The 14249-nt window shown below is 71.4% G+C and carries 13 protein-coding genes; 11 read left to right on the forward strand and 2 right to left on the reverse strand.

The features are described from left to right. Positions 1 to 3: 3 nt before the first annotated feature. Positions 4 to 1095, reverse strand: a complete 1092-nt coding sequence (locus OG943_RS01455; RefSeq protein WP_328607833.1) for a 3-deoxy-7-phosphoheptulonate synthase — start codon at positions 1093 to 1095, stop codon at positions 4 to 6. A 283-nt stretch (positions 1096 to 1378) separates the two neighbouring features. On the opposite strand from OG943_RS01455, the gene OG943_RS01460 reads away from it, so the two are divergent. Together OG943_RS01460 and OG943_RS01465 are read left to right on the forward strand one after the other, a co-directional pair. Continuing rightward, the gene (locus OG943_RS01460; protein ID WP_328607834.1) at positions 1379 to 2404 is read left to right on the forward strand and encodes a 6-phosphofructokinase; all 1026 of its coding nucleotides are present in this window, start codon (positions 1379 to 1381) and stop codon (positions 2402 to 2404) included. A 114-nt stretch (positions 2405 to 2518) separates the two neighbouring features. Next, on the forward strand, positions 2519 to 3856 hold the full coding sequence (locus tag OG943_RS01465; protein WP_328607835.1) for a S41 family peptidase: 1338 nt from the start codon (positions 2519 to 2521) through the stop codon (positions 3854 to 3856). An 88-nt stretch (positions 3857 to 3944) separates the two neighbouring features. Here OG943_RS01465 and OG943_RS01470 read toward each other — a convergent pair whose 3' ends face one another. Further along, positions 3945 to 4253 (reverse strand): ArsR/SmtB family transcription factor, encoded by a 309-nt coding sequence (locus tag OG943_RS01470; RefSeq protein WP_328611964.1) that lies wholly within the window; start codon positions 4251 to 4253, stop codon positions 3945 to 3947. A 167-nt stretch (positions 4254 to 4420) separates the two neighbouring features. Between OG943_RS01470 and OG943_RS01475 the strand changes: the two genes are divergently transcribed. From OG943_RS01475 to OG943_RS01515, 9 genes are all read left to right on the forward strand, one after another. Further along, on the forward strand, positions 4421 to 5668 hold the full coding sequence (locus tag OG943_RS01475; protein ID WP_328607836.1) for a glycoside hydrolase family 18 protein: 1248 nt from the start codon (positions 4421 to 4423) through the stop codon (positions 5666 to 5668). A gap of 151 nt (positions 5669 to 5819) precedes the next feature. Next, positions 5820 to 6485 (forward strand): DUF2461 domain-containing protein, encoded by a 666-nt coding sequence (locus tag OG943_RS01480; RefSeq protein WP_328607837.1) that lies wholly within the window; start codon positions 5820 to 5822, stop codon positions 6483 to 6485. Between the two features lie 140 nt (positions 6486 to 6625). After that, a complete protein-coding gene (pyk, locus tag OG943_RS01485; RefSeq protein WP_328607838.1) occupies positions 6626 to 8050 on the forward strand; it encodes a pyruvate kinase in 1425 nt (474 codons plus the stop codon). Positions 8051 to 8086: 36 nt separating this feature from the next. Continuing rightward, complete coding sequence (gene tesB, locus OG943_RS01490) at positions 8087 to 8986, forward strand: acyl-CoA thioesterase II (RefSeq protein WP_328607839.1); 900 nt, start codon at positions 8087 to 8089, stop codon at positions 8984 to 8986. A 466-nt stretch (positions 8987 to 9452) separates the two neighbouring features. Next, positions 9453 to 10373 carry a helix-turn-helix domain-containing protein gene (locus OG943_RS01495; protein ID WP_328607840.1) on the forward strand — a complete coding sequence of 307 codons (921 nt, stop codon included), beginning with the start codon at positions 9453 to 9455 and terminating at the stop codon, positions 10371 to 10373. After that, on the forward strand, positions 10370 to 10579 hold the full coding sequence (locus OG943_RS01500) for a DUF397 domain-containing protein (protein ID WP_328607841.1): 210 nt from the start codon (positions 10370 to 10372) through the stop codon (positions 10577 to 10579). Before OG943_RS01495 ends, OG943_RS01500 begins: the two co-directional genes overlap by 4 nt. A gap of 162 nt (positions 10580 to 10741) precedes the next feature. Next, the gene (locus OG943_RS01505) at positions 10742 to 10948 is read left to right on the forward strand and encodes a hypothetical protein (protein ID WP_328607842.1); all 207 of its coding nucleotides are present in this window, start codon (positions 10742 to 10744) and stop codon (positions 10946 to 10948) included. A 31-nt stretch (positions 10949 to 10979) separates the two neighbouring features. Beyond that, complete coding sequence (locus OG943_RS01510) at positions 10980 to 11144, forward strand: hypothetical protein (RefSeq protein WP_328607843.1); 165 nt, start codon at positions 10980 to 10982, stop codon at positions 11142 to 11144. A gap of 61 nt (positions 11145 to 11205) precedes the next feature. Continuing rightward, positions 11206 to 14241 carry a helix-turn-helix transcriptional regulator gene (locus tag OG943_RS01515; RefSeq protein WP_328607844.1) on the forward strand — a complete coding sequence of 1012 codons (3036 nt, stop codon included), beginning with the start codon at positions 11206 to 11208 and terminating at the stop codon, positions 14239 to 14241. Positions 14242 to 14249: the final 8 nt, after the last annotated feature.

Genomic DNA, 14249 nt, shown 5'->3' on the forward strand with positions numbered 1-14249 from the left:
CGCTCAGCGGCGCGCGCGGACGGCGGCCGCGAGCGTGTCGAGCAGACCCGTGGTCGAGTCCCAGTCCAGGCAGGCGTCGGTGATCGACTGGCCGTAGGTCAGCTCGGAAGCCTTGCCCAGCACGAGTTCCTGGCGCCCGGCGGCCAGGAAGCTCTCCATCATCAGGCCGACGATCCCGCGCTCGCCCGCGGCGATCCGCGCGGCCAGCTCGGTCACCACCTCGCCCTGGCGGACGTGGTCCTTCCGGCTGTTGCCGTGGCTGGCGTCGATGATCACGCGCTCCGGCAGGCCCGACTTCTCCAGGCGCCCCAACGTCTCGGTCACCGAGGCGGGGTCGTAGTTGGGGCCGGCCGAGCTGCCGCGCAGGATCACGTGGCAGTCCGGGTTGCCGGAGGTGGTCAGCAGCGCCGCGAGGCCGTCGATGTTGATGCCGGGGAACACGTGCGACGCCGCGGCCGCGCGGGTGGCGTCGACCGCCACCTGGATGTCGCCCTCCACCGAGTTCTTGATCCCCACCGGCATCGACAGCGCGCTGCACAGCTGCCGGTGCACCTGGCTCGCGGCCGTGCGCGCGCCGATCGAGCCCCAGGTGACGATGTCCGCGATGAACTGCGGCGTGATCGGGTCCAGGAACTCGCACCCCACCGGCAGCCCGAGCGCGGACACGTCGAGCAGCAGCTTCCGGGCGAGCCGCAGGCCCTTGTTGACGGCGAAGGTGCCGTCGAGGTCCGGGTCGTTGATCAGGCCCTTCCAGCCCAGCGTGGTGCGCGGCTTCTCGAAGTACACGCGCATCACGATGTGCAGGTCGCCGCGCAGTTCCTCGGCCTTGGCGGCCAGCTTGCGGGCGTAGTCGAGCGCGGCCTCGGGGTCGTGCACCGAGCACGGGCCGACGACGACGGCGAGCCGGTCGTCGCGCCCGTCGAGGATGTCGACGGTCTCACTGCGGCCGGTCTGCACGACCTTGGCCACGGCGGCGTCCACGGGATGGTCCTCGCGGAGCAGGGCGGGGGAGATGAGCGGGCTGATCGCGGTGGTGCGCTGGTTGTCCAGCGAACCCGCGTCGGCGGGACCAGCGCTCAACTTGGGGGTGGTCACGGCGGGTGGTTCCTTCCTGGAGGACACCGACCCGCGGAGAAATCGCCGAGCCGGTGGGAAATCCGGCTCGGGCGGTGGTGGTCAGCGCAGGTTCACGCCGCCGTGCCCACCCGGGGCCGGCTTCGTAAACCAGAAATAGCGCTGCACGAGGCCAACGTAGCACAAGCGTGACGGTGTACCGATTCGCCAGGTGGTACGGGCTGCACCGATCCAGAGGAAAGCCGCTACCCTGGCGGCGAAATGTGACTGCAATCTCCACTTGACGAAAAGACGGAGGCTCGAGATGCGTGTCGGTGTGCTGACGGGTGGCGGGGACTGCCCGGGCCTGAACGCGGTGATCCGCGCGGTGGTCCGCAAGGGCATCGAGGTGCACGACTGGGAGCTCGTCGGCTTCCGCAACGGGTGGCAGGGGCCGCTCACCGGTGACAGCAGGCCGCTCGGCCTCAACGACGTCGAGGACATCCTCACCCGCGGCGGCACGATCCTGCGCTCGTCCCGGACGAACCCGTACAAGATCGAGGGCGGGGTCGAGAAGATCAAAGCCGTGCTGGCCGAGCAGCAGGTCGACGCGCTGATCGCGATCGGCGGCGAGGACACCCTCGGCGTCGCGAAGCGGCTGACCGACGACGGCGTCGGCGTGGTCGGCGTGCCCAAGACGATCGACAACGACCTGGGCGCCACCGACTACACCTTCGGCTTCGACACCGCGGTGTCCATCGCGACCGAGGCGATCGACCGGCTGCACACCACCGCGGAGTCGCACCACCGCGCGCTTGTCATCGAGGTCATGGGCCGGCACGCCGGCTGGATCGCGCTGCACTCCGGCGTGGCCGGCGGCGCGAGCGTGATCCTCATGCCGGAGCGCGAGTTCTCCGTCGACCAGGTCGTGGACTGGGTCGAGCGCCGGTTCGAGCGCGAGTACGCGCCGATCATCGTGGTCGCCGAGGGCGCGTTGCCTGAGGGCGGCCAGGAGAAGCTGCTGACCGGGGAGAAGGACTCCTTCGGGCACGTCCGCCTCGGCGGCATCGGCAACTGGCTGGCCGACGAGATCGCGCACCGCACCGGCAAGGAGTCCCGCGCCGTGGTGCTCGGGCACGTGCAGCGCGGCGGCACGCCGACCGCGTACGACCGCGTGCTCGCCACGCGCTTCGGCCTGCACGCGGTGGACGCGGTGGCGGACGGCGACTTCGGCGTGATGGTGGCGCTGAAGGGCACCGAGATCGTCCGCGTGAAGTTGTCGGAGGCGACCGCCGAGCTGAAGACCGTGCCGCTCGAGCGTTACCAGGAAGCCGAAGTCTTCTTCGGCTGAGTTTCCGCCCGCGCCGGGTGGGGCCAGCCCCACCCGGCGTACGGGGGCGCGCTGGATCGCTTGCGCGCGGCCATGATCGTTACGTTGGGGTCCTTCGACGAGAGGGGCTCGGACATGGCGGTGATGGGGGCAGTGGGCCTGGTGGCCTTGGCACTGGGCGGATCGGTGACACCTGTATCCACTGTGGACACTGTGGACGGGGTCTGGCGCAGCGACGGCTACGGCCAGGTCGTGCGGGTCGCGGGCGGCGCGCTCACCACCTACGACGTCACCGCGGTCAGCTGCCTGCCCGGCTCGCTGACCGGGACCGGCGACGGGACCACGTTCGCCACCAGCGAGGGCACGGTCGCCACCGTGCGGCCGCGTGGCCGTGACCACGCGAGCCTGAGCTTCGACGGCGACCTCGGCGTCCGCTCGCTCACCCGCCTGCCGGGGCTGCCCGCCGCGTGCACGACCGCCCCGCCCACCGGCGCACTGTCCACTTTCGACGTCTTCTGGCACAGCTACGCCGAGAACTACCCGTTCTTCGCCGCGAAGGGCGTCGACTGGCGGGCCGAGGGCGCGGCGGCCCGCGAGCAGGTGGCCGCCCACCCCGAGCGGCTGTACGAAATCCTCTGTGGACTGATCACCCCGCTGCACGACGCGCACGTCGCCCTGATCGCGGGCGGGGACCACTGCAGCTCACCCCGGCCCGGCACCCCCGACTACCCGGGGGATCCCGCGCTGCGCAAGCGAATCAAGGACGTCACCGACGCGAACGTCGGCGTGCCGTTGCAGACCTGGGCCGGCGGCGCGATCGCGTACGCCGACTTGCCGGGCGGCACCGGCTACCTGCGCGTGACGAGATTCGAGGGCTACACGGACACCTTCGCGGGCGACAAGGCTGAGCTGGACCGCGCGCTCGACGCGATCTTCACCGCCGCGCGCGTCCACTCGCTGCACGGCCTCGTCCTCGACCTGCGTGTGAACGGCGGCGGCGCCGACCCGCTCGGCCTCGAGATCGCGTCCCGGCTCACGGACACCCCGCACTTCGCCTACGCCAAGCGCGCCCGCAACGACCCGGACGACCCGGCGCGGTTCACCGTGCCGCAGCCACTCTTCGTGCGGCCCGCCGCGGGCCCGCGGTACACCGGCCCGCTCGCCGTGCTGGTCGGCGATCTGGACGTGTCGGCGGGGGAGACGTTCACGCAGGCGCTGCTCAACCGCACCCCGCGGCCGGTGCTCGTCGGGCAGAACACCCAGGGCGTCTACTCCGACACCATGGGCCGCACCCTGCCGGCGCCCGGCTGGATGGCGGTGGTGCCGAACGAGGAGTACCTCGACCCGCGCGGCCACACCTACGACGGCACCGGCATCGCCCCGGACGTCCGCACGCCCGTCTTCACCCCCGAAGAGCTGGCCGCGGGCCGCGACACCGGACTCGCCACGGCCCGGAGTCTCGTGACTGGCTAGTGGGTCACGCTCGAGACGTCCCTGAAGGCCACCTTCAGGGACGTAGATGCCCTGAAGGTGGCCTTCAGGGCACGCAGCGAGGGGCGGGTCAGGCCGGGTCCGTCGCGTCCAGGCGCCGCTCCAGTGCGTCGAGCCGGTCGGACCAGAACCGGCGGTACGGCGCGAGCCAGGCGTCGACCTCGGCCAGCGGCTCCGGGCGCAGCCGGTAGCAGCGGCGCTGGGCCGCGACCCGCACCGTGACCAGGCCGGCCTCCCGCAGCACCCGCAGGTGCTTGGACACGGCGGGCTGGCTGAGCTCCAGCTCGTCGACCAGTTCGCCGACGGATCGCTCGCCGTCGCGGAGCAGGTCGAGGATCGAGCGGCGGCGGGGCTCGGCGAGGACGTCGAAGGTCTGCATCACACCAGGGAATGTGCCGCGCGACGTTCATGCCTGTCAAGGAATGTGCGAATTGCCCGGTGTCGTATCTGGACTAGACCATTGACCTAATGGTCTAGTCCACTTTACGGTGTGACGGTCCCCACCTCGTATCGTCACCTGGTGTGACTCCCCGAAGGGAGCCCGGCATGGTAGGTCCGCGCAAGAGGAGCTTCTTGTCCCTGATCGGCACGGTGAGCGCAGCGCTCGCCGGCCTCGCGCTCGCCGCTCCAGCGGCGCCCGCCGACCCGGTGAGAGCGGCCGCGCCGGCGCCGGCGAGCGCGCAGGCGTCCGTCGGCAAGGTCGTCGGCTACTTCACCGAGTGGGGTGTCTACGACCGCAACTACCACGTCAAGAACGTCGAGACCTCCGGCTCGGCGGCGAAGCTGACGCACATCAACTACGCGTTCGGCAACGTCACCAACGGCGGCTGCGCGATCGGCGACGCCTACGCCGACTACCAGAAGACCTACGACGCCGCGGGCAGTGTCGACGGCGTCGCCGACACCTGGGACCAGCCGCTGGCGGGCAGCTTCAACCAGCTGAAGGAGCTCAAGGCCAAGCACCCCGGCCTGAAGGTGCTCTGGTCGTTCGGCGGCTGGACCTGGTCCGGCGGCTTCGGCCAGGCCGCGCAGAACCCGGCCGCGTTCGCCGACTCCTGCTACAACCTGGTCAACGACCCCCGCTGGGCCGGCGTGTTCGACGGCATCGACCTCGACTGGGAGTACCCGAACGCCTGCGGCCTGAGCTGTGACACCAGCGGCGCGGCGGCGTTCAAGAACGTGATGTCGGCGATGCGGGCCAAGTTCGGCTCCTCGAAGCTGGTCACCGCGGCCATCACCGCCGACGGCACGAGCGGCGGCAAGATCGACGCCGCCGACTACGCGGGCGCCGCGCAGTACGTCGACTGGTACAACGTGATGACCTACGACTACTTCGGCGCCTTCAACGCGCAGGGCCCGACCGCCCCGCACTCGCCGCTGACCTCGTACAACGGCATCCCGACCGCGGGCTTCTACACCGACGCGGCCGTCCAGAAGCTCAAGAGCAAGGGCGTCCCGGCCTCGAAGCTGTTGCTGGGCATCGGCTTCTACGGCCGCGGCTGGACCGGCGTCACGCAGGACGCCCCTGGCGGCACCGCCACCGGCCCCGCGGCGGCCAAGTACGAGCCGGGCATCGAGGACTACAAGGTCCTCAAGGGCAGCTGCCCGTCCACCGGCACGATCGCCGGCACCGCGTACGCCAAGTGCGGCTCGAACTGGTGGAGCTACGACACCCCGAGCACCATCGCGGGCAAGGTCGGCTACGCCAAGACGCAGGGCCTCGGCGGTGCGATGGTCTGGGAGCTTTCGGGCGACACCACCAACGGCGAGCTGATCACGGCCGTCTCCAAGTGACGGTGTAGCCGAGTGACTCCCGGTGTGGCCGGCGGCGCAGGGGCGCGCCGGCCACACCGGGCCCCACGAAATGAGCCCGCCGGAGTCTTCCGGCGGGCTCGATTCGTGTCCGGGGCGAGGACTGTCGGTGCCCCGGATTATCGTGCTCCGCGTGAAGTTCACCGGATTCGGGGAGTACGCCGTCGATTTCTACGACGGGCTGGAGGCCGACAACTCCAAGTCCTACTGGGACCAGAACGTGGCGGTCTACCAAGGCGACGTGCGGGCGCCGATGGAGGCGCTGCTCAAGGAGCTGTCGACCGAGTTCGGCCAGGGGTTCGGTGAGGGCAAGGTGTTCCGGCCGTACCGCGACGTGCGGTTCGCCAAGGACAAGACGCCGTACAAGACGCACTGCGGCGGGGTGATCGAGGCCGGCCGCGGCGGCGGCGCGTACTACGTGGAGCTGGGCCCGGCCGGGCTGCGTGTCGGCGGCGGCTGCTTCCACCTGGCGTCGGACCAGCTGGCGCGATTCCGCACGGCGGTCGACACCGAGCTGCACGGCCCGGCGCTGGAGAAGATCCTCGCCACGCTCCGGCGCGGCGGCTGGGACATCAACGGCGACCGGCTCAAGTCCCGTCCGCGCGGCTTCGCCGAGGAGCACCCCCGCATCGACCTGCTCCGTTACCGCTCGGTCTACGCGGCCCGCACCTGGGAGCCGGCCGACTTCCTGCACGAGCGCGAGGCGCTGGAGCGCGTCCGCAAGTCGTGGCGGCAGCTGCGGGCGTTCAACGAGTGGGCCCGCGACCATGTCGGGCCCAGTGAGCAGCCCCGACGGTGAAATCCCGCTCCGACCAGGGTGAGGACCACGATCAGGGGCCGCCGACGACGGTGAACGACCCGCCAGGTTTCTGAACAGTTCCTCTGAACTTTCGGTATCGGTACAGACGTGGGCTGGACGAAGGACTACTCTCAACGAACGTGAGCCGACGCGCGAAGATCGTTTGTACTCTGGGCCCTGCCACCTCCACACCGGAGAAGATGCGGGCACTCGTCGACGCCGGAATGGACGTCGCGAGGATGAACTTCAGCCACGGAAGCCACAGCGACCACAAGCAGGTCTACGACCTGGTCCGGTCCGCCGCGGCCGAGAGTGGCCGGTCGGTGGGCATCCTCGCCGACCTGCAGGGCCCCAAGATCCGGCTCGGCACGTTCGCGAACGGCGCGGTCGAGTGGCAGAACGGCGACATCGTCCGCATCACCGTCGAGGACGTCGCCGGCACCCACGACCGGGTCTCCACCACCTACAAGGGCCTCGCCAGGGACGCCAAGCCGGGCGACCGCCTGCTGGTCGACGACGGCAAGGTCGGCCTCGTGGTCAAGGGCGTCGAGGGCCCGGACGTGGTGTGCGAGGTGACCGAGGGCGGTCCCGTCAGCAACAACAAGGGCGTGTCGCTGCCCGGCATGGACGTCTCGGTGCCCGCGCTGTCCGAGAAGGACATCGAGGACCTGGAGTTCGCGCTGCAGCTGGGCGTGGACTTCATCGCGCTGTCCTTCGTGCGCTCGCCGGCCGACATCGACCTGGTGCACCAGATCATGGACCGCACCGGCAAGGGCCGGCTGCCGGTCGTCGCCAAGATCGAGAAGCCCGAGGCGGTCTACAACCTCGAGGCGATCGTGCTGGCCTTCGACGCGGTGATGGTCGCCCGCGGCGACCTCGGCGTCGAGCTGCCGCTGGAGCAGGTCCCGCTGGTGCAGAAGCGCGCCATCCAGATCTGCCGCGAGAACGCGAAGCCGGTCATCGTCGCGACGCAGATGCTCGAGTCGATGATCACCAACTCGCGCCCGACCCGCGCGGAGGCCTCCGACGTCGCGAACGCGGTGCTCGACGGTGCCGACGCGCTGATGCTTTCCGGCGAGACGAGTGTCGGCCGGTACGCGATCGAGGTCGTCCAGACCATGGGCCGGATCATCGAGGCGGTCGAGACCGACTCGCCGGTCGTGCCGCCGCTGACGCACGTCCCGCGCACCAAGCGCGGGGTGATCTCCTACGCCGCCCGCGACATCGGCGAGCGGCTGAACGCCAAGGCGCTGGTGGCCTTCACCCAGTCCGGCGACACGGTCCGCCGCCTCGCCCGGCTGCACACCCGGCTGCCGCTGCTGGCGTTCACGCCGGAGGAGTGCGTGCGCAGCCAGCTCTCGATGACCTGGGGCACGAACACCCAGATCGTGCCGCGGGTGGACTCCACCGACCAGATGATCCAGCAGGTCGACCACAAGATGCTGGAGATGCCCAAGTACCAGCGCGGTGACCTGGTGGTCATCGTGGCCGGCTCCCCGCCGGGGACCGTGGGCTCGACCAACCTGATCCACGTGCACCGCCTCGGTGAAGACGACCACGCGTAAGGGACGGGCACCGGGCCCGCCGTCTAGGGTTCGGGCATGACTGAGATGGCCAGGAAGGCCGCCACCGGGCTGGACGAAAGCCCTGGTGGCGGCGGGCAGCCGGTGCTCGACCGGCTGGTCGCGCTGCTCGACCTGGAGAAGATCGAGGAGAACTACTACCGCGGCGTCTCGCCCGTGCACTCGCCGGTCCGCGTGTTCGGCGGCCAGGTGGCGGGGCAGGCGCTGGTCGCGGCCGGGCGCACCGTGCCCGAGGACCGCCGGGTGCACTCGCTGCACGCGTACTTCATCCGCGGCGGGGACCCGAGCGTGCCGATCGTCTACGAGGTCGACCGCATTCGCGACGGCCGCTCGTTCACCACCCGCCGGGTGGTTGCGGTCCAGCACGGCAAGGCGATCTTCTCGTTGTCCGCGTCGTTCCAGAAGGACGAGGGCGGCATCGAGCACGCCGACACCATGCCGGACGTGCCGGCCCCGGAGACGCTGCCGACGTTCGCCGAGCGCGTCGAGGGCTTCGGCATGGGCTTCACCGAGCGCCCGCGCCCGATCGACGTCCGCTACGTCAACGAGCCGCCGTGGATCACCCGTCAGACCGACGAGCGGCCGGCCTCCAACCGCGTCTGGATGCGGGCCGACGGCAAGCTGCCGGACCACCAGCTGCTGCACGTCTGCGTGCTCACCTATGCCTCCGATATGACCCTGCTCGATTCGGTCCTCGCGCGCCACGGCGTGTACTGGGACGACGAGAACGTGCTCGGGGCGAGCCTCGACCACGCGCTGTGGTTCCACCGGCCCTTCCGCGCCGACGAGTGGCTCCTTTACGACTGCACGTCGCCGAGCGCCTCGGGCGCCCGCGGGCTGGCCACCGGGCGGTTCTTCGCGCAGGACGGCACGCTCGTCGCGACCGTGGTCCAGGAGGGCCTGCTGCGGGTCCGGTGAAGGACGCCGCGCCCCGGCCGGATACCGCTTTGGTGATACCGAGAGTGTGCCGCGCACCGGTGAGCGTGGAATGGGCCACACCTTCGGGTGAGGAAAGGCGCGAATAAGCACGGGGTGAATGGTCTCGCGGGGGATGAAGGTGTCCGGGGCCGGTCGGGGGACAGCCCCGGACACCTTCCGCCGGAAACGCCCGCGCACTCGGTTCGGCGCTTCCGGCTGGTCTTCGTCTACGCTGCTCAGGGACCGGGTCAGCCTCGGCCGGCTGGTCTGACCGGCGTGGCGGGCGCGCGTCCTGCGTGCACGATGTCAGAGTACAAGCGCAATCTGCAAATTGCAGGCCGGAACCTTGCCCGAAGGTGGGGTATTCCGCGGTGTTAATACCTCACTGACTACGCGGTCGGCTGGTTAGATATGTGGTGCGGGCAAAGGCGCGCGCGACGGGGAAGACGGATCCGGAGGTGCTGTCGTGGCGAGAGGACAGGGACCCACCGTTCGCCGCCGGAGGCTCGCGAGCGAGCTGCGGCGGCTCCGCGAGGCGGCTGACCTCACCATCGACGAGGTGGGCGAGAAGCTCGAGTGCTCCGCTTCGAAGGTGAGCCGCATCGAGACCGGCCACGTCGGCGTCACCCCGCGTGACGCCCGGGACATGCTGGCGCTGTACGGGATCACCGGCGACGAGCAGGAGGCGCTCGTCCAGCTGGCCCGCGAGGCGCGCAAGCGCGGCTGGTGGCACGCCTACAACGAGGTGTTCACCGGCACCTTCGTCGGGCTCGAGGCCGATGCCAGCTCGCTGCGCGCGTTCCAGGCGCTGCTCGTGCCCGGGCTGCTGCAGACCGAGCGGTACGCGCACGCGGTGATCCGGGCGCTGCGGCCGGACGCGGAGGACGCCGCGATCCGGCGTCGCGTGGCCGCGCGGATGGCGCGCCAGGAACTGCTGAGCGACAGCCCGCCGGTGGAGTACTGGGCGGTGGTCGACGAGGCCGTGCTGCACCGCGTCGTGGACGGGCCCGAGGTGATGGCCGAGCAGCTCTACCGGATGGTCGCCGACGCCGAGAAGCCCAATGTCACGGTCCAGGTGGTGCCCTTCGGCGCCGGGGCGCACCCCGGTATGGAGGGCCCCTTCCTCATCATGGGCTTCCCCGAGCAGGCCGACCCGGACGTCGTCTACGTGGACGACAGCACCTCCAGCGGCCTGTACCTGGAGGAACCCTTAGACGTCCGGCGCTACGCGCTGATGTTCGACCATCTGCGCGCAGCCGCGCTGAAACCGGACGACTCGGTCGACTTGATCGCCGAGGCGGCCGGCCGGTTCGCCGAACAGGCGGCCGTGCCGGGCTCAGCGCACACCACCTGGAACCGACGAAACAGTAAGGAAGTGGGGAAATGACTCCGGACGCAGGCCTTTCTGGGGCTCAGTGGCGCAAGAGCAGCTACAGCGGCGGCGGCAACGACTGCGTCGAAATCGCGTTCGTCGACGGCGGCGCCGCGGTGCGCGACTCCAAGGATCCCGAAGGGGGTGCCTTCCGCCTCCCCGCCTCGGGTTGGCAGGGGCTGCTGGCGGCGGTGCGCGCCGGCGGCCCGACGCGCGACTGAACTACCCACAGACGACCCCTTACCCCCGCCGACCTGGTCAGCGGTTCGGGTAAGGGGTCGTTTGACGTCCGGGTGTAGGTGATCACCCGATGCCCGCGTCCACCCCTCAGGACGACTCTGAGTGTCAGCAAGGAAGGCAACTCTTCAGACGGGAACGAAACGATGAGCGATCTGCTCCTGGACGCGGTACGCGCCGAAGTCGCGTACCGGGTCGACGAACTACAGAAGGCACGAGGCAGCGGCCGGCCGCGGTCGAACCGCGCGGTGCGCTGGCTGCGCGCCCACCGGCTGACCAGCGTGGCCGTGCCGGCGCAGGAACGCCGCGAGGCGGTCCACACGCCGTCCGGCCTCGACTCCACTCGCCGCTGAACCGTTCGAAAACACTGAGGGGACAAAGACCATGAGCAGCGACCTTTTCTACGACGCGATGCGCGCGGAAGCCGCCTACCGGGCCGCCGAACTGCGCAAGGCCGGGCGGAGCGCCTGGTTCCGCCGCCCGGCCTCGCGCCGCGCCGGTTCGGGCGCCCGCGAACCGCGGGCGACCGGCCGCGGTTCGGCCCGGTGAGACGGGTGTCATGACGCTGCCGGCGAAAACCATGGCGAAACTGTCGGTGGGGTAGACCAGAATGCGTCTTGTGCCCCGCCTCGGCTCCGGAATCCCGCTTGTCGCCCGCACTCACGAGATGCGGCGGCTTCGCACTGCCTTCGCCCGCGCCGAACGGCGCGAGGCGGGTGCCGTGCTGGTCTCGGGCGACGCGGGGGTCGGCAAGACCCGGCTGCTGACCGCGCTGGGCGAGCACGTCACCGCGGCCGGCGGGCTGGTGCTCACCGGCCGGTGCATCGATGTGCGGGACGGCGGCCTGCCGTACCTGCCGTTCGCCGAGGCGCTGGCGCCGCTCGGGTCGGCCACCGACCCGCTGGTGGCCGCCGCCGTGCGGGCCCGGCCCGCGCTGGCCCGGCTGCTGCCGCAGAGCGGCGAGCCCGAGCCGGCCGTGCCAGGGGAGCACGGCCAGGTGTCGGCCAACGAACGTGAGGCGATGCGCCGGCCGCGACCGGAACAGGACCTCGGTCAGCTGCAGTTGTTCGACGCGGTACTGGGGGTGCTGACCGAGGTCGCCGAGTCGCGGCCGGTGGTGATCCTGCTCGAAGACCTGCACTGGGCCGATTCCTCGACCCGGAACCTGCTGTCGTTCCTGCTCAGCCGGCTGCGCGCGCAACGGCTGCTGGTGGTCGGCAGCTACCGGGAGGAGGACGTGCACCGGCGGCATCCGCTGCGCGGGCTGCTCTCGGAGCTGGTCCGGCTGGCGACCGTGGAGCAGGTCGCGCTGAGCCCGTTCGGAGCGGCCGAGGCGCGGGCGTTCGTCGAGGCGCTGGCCGACGAGCCGCTGGCCGCGGACGTGGTGGCCGACATCGTCGCGCGGTCCGAGGGCAACCCGTTTTTCGTGGAGGAGCTGCTGGCGACCAGCGCGGACTGCCGCGATCTGCCGGCCGGGCTCGCCGAGGTGCTGCTCGCCCGGCTGGAGCGCTTCCCGGCCGAAACCCGCCGGGTGCTGCGGGTGGTCTCGGTGGCCAACGAGCCGGTGTCGCACGCCGCGCTGACGGCGGTCTCGGGCATCGGCGAGCTGGAGCTGGACGAGGTGCTGCGCGAGGCCGTGCAGCATCACGTGCTGGTGATCGAGGGCGGCAACTACGCGTTCCGTCACGCGCTGCTGCAGGAGGCGGTGTACGGCGATCTGCTGCCGGGCGAGCGCACGCGGATGCACGCGGCCTACGCGGCACGGATCATGGCGGTGAAGCAGGGGCGCGGGCACGACGCGAAGCTGGCGTTCCACAGCCTCGAAAGCCGCGACCTGGTGACTGCCCTGCCCGCGCTGCTGCGCGCCATGGACGAGGCGGAGAAGCTGGGCGCGCCCGGAGCCGCGCTACGGCACGCCGAGCAGGCACTGTCCATTTGGGACGCGGTGCCGGTGGACGGCCGCCCCGAGGGCGTCGACGAGCTGAAGCTGCTGCACGAGGCGTCGTACTTCGCCGGCACGTCGGGCGAGCCCGAGCGGGCCGCGGCGTTCGCGCGGTCGGCCACCGAGGCGCTGCGACCGGAGATGTCCACGGATCGCGCCGCCAAGGTGTGGCGGCGGCTGGCCGAGGCGCTGAACGTGCTGGAGGGCGGGCTGGACGAGGCGCTGCTCGCCATGGACAAGGCCTGGGAGCTGGTCAAGGACAGTGAGCCCAGCGCCACCCGCGCGTGGGTGCTCGCCACCCGCGCCGGTTTCCAGCGGGCGATCGACCGGCCGGACGAGGCGCTGGACAACGCGCTCACGGCGGTCGCCGACGCGCGCGCGGCCGGTGCCGTCGGCGCCGAGGCGTCCGCGCTGGTCACCCTCGGCACGCTGGCCGATTCGGCCGGCGACGCCGAGGAGGCGCGGGAGCGGCTGCGCCAAGCGGTGCGCAAGGCCCACGGCGGCAAGGCGCTCAATGTCGAGCTTCGCGGGATGTACTTCCTCGCGTTGAGCTACGACGACCAGGCCGAAATGGCGGAGGCGCTGGCGCACGCGAAGCGCGGGGTCGAGCGAGCCGAGGAGAGCGGGCTCGCGTGGAGTTCGTACGGGCTGGAGCTGCGCGCGCGGCAGCTGTACCTGCGTTACCTGTCGGGGGATTGGCCGGCCGAGGACGCGGCCGGGCGCGCGGGCCGGGGCGTTTCGAGCGCGGTCGCAGCGCGGATCCTGGCCAACTGGGTGCTGTTCCTGGTGGCGCGCGGCCGGTTCGACGACGCGGCGAAGCTGCTGCCCGGGCTGCGGCAGAACTGGGCGGCCGACATCCAGATCGCGCTGTCGGCGGGCGACGCGGCGATCGAGCTGGCCACCTGGCGCGGCGAGCACGAGGAGGCGGTGCGCGCCACCGAGGAGCTGGTCGCCTGGCTGGAGAAGATGGAGCCGTGGCTGCTGGGCGGCATCCGGATCGTCGCGCTGGGCCTGGCCTCGGTGGTCGCGCGGGCGGCCGCCGCCCGGGCGCACGGTGACCAGCCGACGGCGGACCGGATGGCCGACGCCGGCCGTCGGCTGCTGGAGCACGGCCGGAAGTGCGTGAAAGAGGGCGCGCCGCGCTCGGGCACACTCGGTCCGGAAGGACGGGCGTGGATCGCCCGGGCGGAGGCTTGGGGGAGCGCCTTCGAAGGCCCCGCCGACCCGGTGCTCTGGGCCGCCGCGGCCGAGGCGTTCGGTTACGGCGCCGTCTACGAGCAGGCGATCTGCCGCTGGCATCAGGCCGAGGCGCTGTTGGCGAGCGGCGACACGGCGGCGGCCGTGGCCCCGCTGGAAGCCGCCCACGCCGTCGCCGATCGCCTGGGCGCGCTGCCGTTGCGCGACGCCCTCCGGGACCTCGCGCACCGCGCGCGGGTGGAGCTCCCGGGCGTCGACCCGGCGTCACCGCATCCCGTGTCCCGCCCGATGGCGGACCCGCTGACCGACCGCGAGCGCGACGTTCTGGAGCGCGTGGCGCTGGGGCGCACCAATCGTCAGGTCGGCGAGGAGCTGTACATCAGCGAGAAGACGGTGAGCGTGCACCTCTCGCGGGTGATGGCCAAGCTGGGGGCCGGGCGTCGCGCCGAAGCCGTCGCCATCGCGTACGACCGGGGGCTGCTCACCGCGCCGGCGCCGCCGGACTGACCGCGGTA

This window comes from Amycolatopsis sp. NBC_00345 (assembly GCF_036116635.1).
GTDB lineage: Bacteria > Actinomycetota > Actinomycetes > Mycobacteriales > Pseudonocardiaceae > Amycolatopsis.